At 42.7% G+C, this 7306-nt stretch carries 4 protein-coding genes and 1 pseudogene; all 5 read left to right on the top strand.

From position 1 onward, the window contains the following. Window positions 1-2288 (top strand): annotated as a pseudogene (locus tag B3Y13_RS06050) (valine--tRNA ligase); the annotation flags it as partial. An 87-nt stretch (window positions 2289-2375) separates the two neighbouring features. Further along, complete coding sequence (locus B3Y13_RS06045; RefSeq protein WP_296668806.1) at window positions 2376-2990, top strand: hypothetical protein; 615 nt, start codon at window positions 2376-2378, stop codon at window positions 2988-2990. Between the two features lie 184 nt (window positions 2991-3174). Further along, window positions 3175-5136, top strand: a complete 1962-nt coding sequence (locus tag B3Y13_RS06040) for an AMP-dependent synthetase/ligase (RefSeq protein ID WP_296668803.1) — start codon at window positions 3175-3177, stop codon at window positions 5134-5136. Between the two features lie 126 nt (window positions 5137-5262). After that, window positions 5263-6336: a type I glyceraldehyde-3-phosphate dehydrogenase gene (gene gap / locus B3Y13_RS06035; protein WP_296025063.1), complete on the top strand. Its 1074-nt coding sequence runs from the start codon at window positions 5263-5265 to the stop codon at window positions 6334-6336. A 120-nt stretch (window positions 6337-6456) separates the two neighbouring features. Further along, window positions 6457-7290, top strand: coding sequence for a sugar phosphate isomerase/epimerase family protein (locus B3Y13_RS06030; RefSeq protein WP_296025060.1), 834 nt, complete (start codon window positions 6457-6459; stop codon window positions 7288-7290). Window positions 7291-7306 lie beyond the last annotated feature (16 nt).

The following is a 7306-nucleotide window of genomic DNA, read 5'->3' as shown; positions in this document are numbered from 1 at the left end:
ACAGCAGAAAAAGCTTGGAAATTCTGTTGACTGGAGCCGCGGGCGTTTCACTTATGATGATGGGCTTTCAAAGGCTGTGCGCGATGTTTTCGTTACTTTGTATGAGCGCGGCTTGATGTATAAAGGCCAGTATCTCGTGAACTGGTGTCCTCGCTGCGGAACGGCTCTTGCCGATGACGAAGTTGAGCATGAAGACACTGCTGGCGCAATGTATCATATTTATTACAATTACGCTGACGGCTCTGGAAGAATCGAGGTCGCAACAACCCNNAGATGCGGCTGTCGCGGTGAACCCAAGCGATGAGCGTTACAAGGATCTCGTTGGAAAAAAAGTTCTTCTTCCTTTAATCAACAAGGAAATTCCGATTATCGCCGATGCTTATGTTGACAAGGAATTTGGAACTGGAATGGTGAAAATCACTCCTGCGCACGACCCTAACGACTGGGAAGTCGGAAAACGGCACAATCTTGAAATCATAAATCTTTTGAATCCTGACGGAACTCTCAACAATAATGTTCCTGAAAAATACCGCGGACTAAAGCCTGATGCGGCGCGGAAACTTGTTATTGCGGACTTGACCGAAAGCGGAAATTTCAAGGGCGAGGAGAAAATGACCCACTCTGTTGGACACTGCTACCGCTGCCACACCGTTGTTGAGCCTTATCTTTCTTACCAGTGGTTCGTAAAGATGAAGCCTCTTGCTGAAAAGGCTTTGAAGGCATGGAAAGACGGAGAAGTTGTTTTCTTCCCGAAAAAATGGGAAAATACTTATACTCATTGGCTTGAAAATATCCGGGACTGGTGCGTGAGCCGCCAAATCTGGTGGGGACACAGAATTCCTGTCTGGTACTGCGACTGCGGCGAGACAATCGTAAGCCGTGAAGATCCGGAAAAATGCCCGAAATGCGGCGCGGATTCTTCTCATCTGAAGCAAGACCCTGATGTTCTTGACACTTGGTTCTCTTCTTGGCTTTGGCCGTTCTCAACTTTGGGCTGGCCTGAAAACACTGAGGACTTGAAGAAATTCTATCCGACAACTGCTCTTGTTACCGCTTATGATATTATTTTCTTCTGGGTCAGCCGGATGATTATGGCAGGTCTTGAATTCACTGGAAAAGCTCCGTTCCACGACATTTATATTCACGGTCTTGTGCGCGACAAGCAGGGAAGAAAAATGTCTAAGTCGCTTGGAAACGGTATCGACCCGCTTGAAATTATCGACCAGTACGGCGCGGACGCTCTTAAATTCACTTTGACTTATCTTGCGGCCCAGGGACAGGATATTTTGATTGACAACGACTCGTTCAAATTCGGCTCTAAATTCTGCAACAAAGTCTGGAACGCAAGCCGATACATTCTCGGAAATCTTGAGGGAAGAAATCTCGTTCCTGTAAAAGATGAGGAGCTGACCGAGCTTGACAAATGGATTTACACAGAATTGAACGAAGCGGCGAAAAATGCGCGCGCGGCTCTTGATTCTTACCGTTACAACGATGCGGCAAGCGCGGCTTACGAATATTTCTGGAACAATTTCTGCGACTGGTACGTTGAGGCGACAAAACTCGTGTTCTGGCACGGAACTGAAGAAGAAAAGGACAGGCAAATTTCTGTCTTGCTCAATGTTCTTGAGGAATCTTTGAGGCTTTTGCATCCGTTCATTCCGTTTGTTACGGAAGAGATTTACTCAAAACTTCCGCGGAAGGAAATCAATGCGAACCGCGCAAAAACAGAAAGCAACAAGATTCTTCCGTCTGAAACTTACGACGGGCTTTTGGTTTCCGCTCCTTATCCTGAATTCAAGTCTGAGCGCAATGACGAGAAAATCACTGCGCGTTTCAACGCTCTTAAAGACGTAGTCAGAAGCGTGCGCGGTCTTAGAAACGAGTGCGGCGTAAATCCTGCGGACAAAATCAATCTTGCATTGCTTGTTGTGAAAGGAAGCGCGGCGGAAGTCTGCAAAGAAAAAGCCGATATGATTCAGCTTCTTGCTGGTCTTTCAAAAATCGAATTCGTCGAGGAAAAGCCTGCTAAGTCAATCGGAACTGTAGGAACTGGATTTGAGGCGTTCATTCTTCTTGACGGCAACATCAACAAGGAACAGCTTTTAAAGCATTTCAACAAGGACTTGGAGACTGGCAGGAAAGATGCTGAAAGAATCGAGTTCAAGCTCAACGGAAAATTCGGGCAGCACGCTCCGGCGGAAGTTGTTCAGGCTGAGCGCGACAAGCTTGTTGAAATCAAGAGGCGCATCGAGAAACTTGAATCTTACGTTGCTGCGCTGAATTAGTTTGACGAGTCGGCTTTTGTGCCGGATAATGGTCAGCACAAAATTGTCAGGAAGAACAGGGGGCGAGACATGGGAATAAAATATGAGATGAAAACTGAGAAGCCTGAAAAAATGGGCAACAAGGAAGCTCAGGAGCTTAAGAACATTGTCTTGGCTCCTTATATGCAGCTTGCCACGGGGCTTATCGGAAAAGCGCGGCACGCTGGCGGAAATATGTTCCGTCATCAGATGGACACGCTTGCGATTCTTATTGACTATGGCTACATCGACTCTGTTCTTTTAAAGGCGAGCGTTGTTCACGACACTGTTGAGGATATAAAGGATTTTGATAAAGATTTAATCCTCAATGCCGATTCCGAGGGCGAGGATGTTCTTAAGCTTGTTCTTGAGGTTACAAGGCGCGAGGACGAAAGCAAGAAGCAGTTTTTGCAGCGGATTCTCGACAGCGGAAGCCAGAAGGCGAAAATTTTAAAGTGCGCGGATAGAATCTCTAATATGATTTCTCTCGGCTATGTTACCGACCCGCACTTTATCGAGCGCTACTGCGACGAGACCGAGTTTTTCCTTCTTCCGATGGCGCTTGAAATCGACTTCAATATGTACCACGAGCTTATAAATCTGATAATGACGCGCAGGCGTTATCTTGAGGACGGAGGATATTTCGACAGCCGCCACAAAGAGTCTGACAGCGATAAAAAATAATTCGCCTTAGTTTATTCTATAATCCTGAAAATTTTGCGGCGAGAACCTGTTTTTGCAAATATGCAGGTCTCGCTCTTTTTTGCAATATTAAGTTTTCCGTGGTAAAATTACATAAATCTCTAAAGAGCTTTTTGTTTGATTGTTGCTTTTGAGTTTTTTTTGATTTTATTTAATGGAGAAAATTATGGTAAAATATACCTTCCGTGAGCTTCCAAAAAATCTTCCTTTAATGCTGAAGGCGCAGACTGAAAAAGTTCCTGATACATTTCTTCAGGCTTCAAAAAATAAAGACGGCAAATATGAATATTTTACATTTGCTTCTGTTTATGATGATTTTGTCGCCCTTGCTTTTCAGTTTAAAAAGCTTGGCATTGAAAAAGGCTCCAATGTTGCATTGATTTCTGACAATCGCCGCGAATGGCTTTTGACAGATTATGCTTTGCTTTCTATCGGTGCGGCAGATGTTCCTCGTGGCTGCGACAGCATGGGAAACGAAATTCGCTTTATAATTTCTTATGCAGACTGTAAAGTTGGCTTTTTTGAAACCGGACATCAGCTCGAAAAGGTTTTGGAAAAAATCGATGAAGTGCCTCTCTTAAAAACTGTTGTAATTTACGAACCGGTTGCGCAAGAAATTGAAAAAAAAGCAGCCGATTGCGGTCTTAAGCTAATTCATTTTAACGAATTGTTTGAAAAAGCGCGGAATGAATATGCAGAAAAAAAAGAAATGATAAAAGCTGAAATTGAGTCTGGCATGGAAAAAATTGAGCCGAATGATACTGCCACGATTATTTTTACTTCCGGCACAACAGGAACTCCAAAAGGCGTAATGCTTACTCATGACAATTATATTTATCAGCTTTCTGTAATCCACAACTTTTTGCCTTCTAATCCTGGATTTATGTGGCTGAGCGTTCTTCCTGTATGGCACAGTTTTGAGCGTTTGATTCAGTATGCTGCTCCAGTTTTTTGCAACGGAATTGCCTACTCTAAGCCTATTGGACAGATTTTGCTTGCAGACATGGCGGTTATAAAGCCTCAGTGGATGTGCGGTGTTCCGCGTTTATGGGAATCTCTTGCAAAAGCTGTTCAAAAAGCCATGAAGAAGAAAGGCGGAGCCGCACTTGTTCTTTTTAATTTTTTTGTAAAAGTTGGCGGTGCCTATGCTGATCAGAAAGATAAGGTTTGCGGCCTTGTATGCCAGCTTTATAAAAAACGTAGCCGGGTTTTGGATTTTTTAGCGGGAATTGTTCCCATGTGTCTTTTATGGCCATTGAAAAAACTCGGAGATTTGCTCGTATTTAAAAAACTCCAGGCAAAATTTGGCGGAAATCTGCATGTTGCAATTAGCGGCGGCGGAGCGCTTCCACACGAAATTGACAATTTTTACAGGGCCGTAGGATTGAACCTTTTGGAAGGTTATGGCCTTACTGAAACCGCGCCTGTTATTTCGTTTAGAAATCCTCATGAGCCTCGTCCTGGCTGCGTAGGTGCTATTTTTCCTACTGTCGAATTAAAAATCTGCAAGGAAGAGAATGGTGTTGCCGTAAATGGCGAAGATATTGGACCGGGAAAAATGGGATTGATTTTCGTAAAAAGCCGGCAGGTTATGAAAGGCTATTACAAGCGTCCAGATTTGACCGCAAAAGTGATTGATAAAGACGGCTGGTTTAATACAGGCGACCTTGGCGTACGCACTTTTGACAACGAATTGAAAATTACAGGCCGCGCAAAAGATACAATTGTCTTGCTTGGCGGTGAAAATGTCGAGCCTGCTGTGCTCGAATCGGAGCTGTTGACAAACGACCTGATAGAAAGCGCAATGGTTGTTGGACAAGATGAACGGAGCCTTGGAGCGCTCATTGTGCCTTCTAAGGAAAATACCGAGGATTTTGCAAAAGAAAATAATATTGAATATGAATCTTATGAAGAACTTTTAAAGAACAATTTTATAATTCAGGCTTTTGATAAAATCATAAAGAATTCAATTTCTACGGCAAAAGGCTTTCGTGCTTGCGAAAAAATTGGAAAATTTGCATTGATTCCAAAAAGTTTTGAAGTTGGTGTTGAGCTGAGCGCAAAGCAGGAAATGATGCGTTATAAAATTGCTGAGGAATATAAAGACTTGATTAAAACTCTTTTTTAGTTTTGATGGTTCTGATATAAAAGCCGGAACGGCCAATTTATTATAATTTTTTTATAGACTATTTGCTTGAAATTCAGTATTTTAAATATAGTAAATTTAAATTTATTTTTTAAGGAGAATAAAAACATGGCAGTTAAAGTTGCTATTAACGGTTTTGGACGTATCGGACGCTTGGCATTCCGCCAGATGTTTGCTGCAGATGGATATGAAGTTGTAGCTATCAACGACCTTACAAGCCCAAAAATGCTTGCTCACCTTTTGAAGTATGATACAGCGCAGGGTGGATATGCTGGAAGAATCGGCGAGAACAAACACACAGTTTCTTATATAGATGACGTTCTTGCCGAAGACGGAAAAACTGTAACAAAACCAGGTGCTATCGTTGTAGACGGAAAAACAATTACAATCTACAAGGAAGCAAATGCTGCTAACCTTCCATGGAAAGCTCTCGATGTAGACGTCGTTCTCGAATGTACAGGTTTCTATGTTTCAAAGGCTAAATCGCAGGCTCACATTGATGCAGGCGCTAAAAAAGTTGTAATTTCTGCTCCAGCAGGAAACGACCTTCCAACAATCGTTTACAATGTAAACCACAAAACTCTTACAAAGAACGACAATATCATTTCTGCCGCTTCTTGCACAACAAACTGCTTGGCTCCAATGGCTAAAGCTTTGAATGACTTTGCTCCAATCCAGAGCGGAATCATGTCTACAATCCATGCTTACACTGGCGACCAGATGATTCTTGACGGTCCGCAGCGCAAAGGCGACCTCCGCCGTTCACGCGCAGGTGCTCAGAATATCGTTCCTAACTCAACAGGCGCTGCAAAGGCTATCGGTCTTGTAATTCCTGAATTGAACGGAAAATTGATTGGTTCAGCTCAGCGTGTTCCAGTTCCAACAGGATCTACAACAATCTTGACTGCTGTAATCAAGACAAACAAAGAAGTTACAAAAGAAACTATCAACGCAGCTATGAAAGCAGAAGCAACAGAATCTTTCGGATACAACGAAGATCAGATTGTTTCTTCAGATGTAATCGGAATGCGCTTCGGCTCTCTCTTCGATGCTACACAGACTATGGTTTCTAAGATTTCTGACGATACATACCAGGTACAGGTTGTTTCTTGGTATGACAACGAGAACTCTTACACATCACAGATGGTAAGAACAATCAAATACTTTGCAGAAAACTGCTAATTTGTAAGTTGATTGCTTGATAAAAGACGCCCTAAGGCGTCTTTTTTTATGTCCAAATCTTCATTTTTTTTAGTTTTTCAAAAAATTGCAATTTGTAGTGGCTGTATATATAATGGTTTTATGAAAATTTTAATTAGACCACATGATATTGGAAAAGGATCTGCTGAGTTTTTAGGACAAAAAGCCCATGAATGGGGATTTGACGGAGTTCAGCTTGCAATTGCAAAGGCGATTGAGGGACAAACCGGTAATCCTGGCACTTTGACGGACAGTGTTGTTTCTGAAATCCGCAGAGGTTTTAATTCTAACGGCGTTGAAATTCCGCTCTTGGGCGCATATTTTAATCCTGTTCACTCTAATAAAGAAAAAGTAAGACTTGGAGCGGAAAAATATGCCGACCATTTGCGTCATGCTGCTGAATTTGGGGCAAAATTTGTCGCTTCGGAGACCGGCTCTTACAATGACGACAAATGGACTTACAATCCAAAAAATCAGACTGAGGAGGCTTTTGCGGAAGTAAAGTCGATTTTTGCGCCTATGCCGGAGACTGCAAAAAAAAGCGGCGTCTGCATGGCTTTGGAAGGGGCATGGGGACACTGTATGTATTGTCCGGAGCGGCTTAAGCGCCTTGCCGATGAAATTGATCCAGGACAGGAAAATTTCCGTTTTATTGTTGATATTTACAATTACCTTTACATTGGAAACCACGAAAAACGTGCCGAAATTTTTGAAAAGTGTCTGGAACTCTTCAAAGGAAAAATCTGCGGTTTTCATTTAAAAGATTATGTTGTAAAAGACGGCGAGCTTGAAATTGCTCCTTTGGGACAGGGAATTATGGGCTGGAAAGAATTTTTGCCTGTAATAGTGAAGAAAGAGCCGGACGCGTATCTTATCTTTGAAGGTGTAAAAAATGTTCCTGACTCGCTTGCGTTTGTGCGTTCAATTGTAGGTTAATACGGTTGTGGCAGGG

This window comes from Treponema sp. UBA7567, from assembly GCF_002476655.1.
GTDB lineage: Bacteria > Spirochaetota > Spirochaetia > Treponematales > Treponemataceae > Treponema_D.
The sequence above is the reverse complement of the archived record's forward strand: the minus strand, read 5'-3'. Positions and strand labels throughout refer to the sequence as shown.